Source organism: Flavonifractor sp. An306, assembly GCF_002159455.1.
Lineage (GTDB): Bacteria > Bacillota > Clostridia > Oscillospirales > Oscillospiraceae > Flavonifractor.
This window is the reverse complement of the sequence record NZ_NFIQ01000215.1, coordinates 1-975: the sequence shown is the minus strand read 5'-3', so window position 1 is coordinate 975 and position 975 is coordinate 1. Positions and strand designations below refer to the sequence as shown.

Below are 975 nucleotides of genomic sequence, written 5' to 3'. Positions count from 1 at the left end.
TGCACTTGTCAAGCAAAAGTAGACACAGAAAAAGTGAATTTATCGAAAGCCCTGTTCGGTTCTGTACTGAACGGGGCTTTTGTATCCCAAAGCGGCAGCAGGACGAGAATTATTGAAGAATTGGACATAGGTGTCCAAGAGAGTGGGAACATCACTGGTATGGGCCAGGTCGAAGTCAAGATAGAGCTCTTCCTTGATCCAACCGTTAAGTGCCTCAATAATTGGGTTATCTGTGGGAGTTCCCCCTCGCGACATAGAGCGAAGTATGTTATAATCATGGTGGGCCTGGCAAAAAGCCCGTGAAGAGTAGACAGCTCCCTGGTCGGTGTGCAAGACTACCTGGGACGTCTGCTCTTCTCTTTTGTCTATTCGCTTCTTCAATTCTTCAAGGCAATGATAGTAGGGCTTGTTGCTCCCTGTCTGGGATGTAACGCTGTGGGCAAGAATTTCGTTGTTGAATGTATCCAGAAGGATGGTCCACTCCCAATAGGTGTTCCCAACTTTGAATATGGTCATATCAGAAACGACAAGCTGGAGCGGCCGGGCAGCATTCCAGCGTCCTTTGACTTCGTTGGCAAAGAGGACATGTTCCTCGCCAGGGCGCTGATAGCGGCGTTTTCTGGCTTTTGAGCGGATTCCAGCAGCTTTACAACACTTGTGAGCCAGGTTGTGGGAAAACACCCATCCCGTTTCTGAAGATACATCCAGCGCCAGGCGGTGATACCCATGCGAAGGATGTTTTTCGTGAGCGGCTCGCAGCAGCTCTGTCAGGACGATTCGATTCTGCTCATAGCGGTTGGGCGTTCCCTTTCGCCGCCGCCACTTATAGTAGCCGGAGCGATTTACACCCATGATCCGACATAGAAAATCTACGGGATACTTTGCGCTCAATTCTTCGATGACTTCATAGTCTTTCCTTTGCCAGTAATGTATTCCTTGCTTACACCAGCTCCTTCCACCCAATACCCTTTTTTT

Annotated in this window: 1 protein-coding gene; it reads right to left on the bottom strand. The window is 49.1% G+C overall.

The window, feature by feature from the left end:
• Positions 1–39 precede the first annotated feature (39 nt).
• A partial coding sequence (locus B5F88_RS19715) for an IS3 family transposase (protein ID WP_140402235.1) occupies positions 40–975 on the bottom strand: 936 nt, incomplete at its 5' end.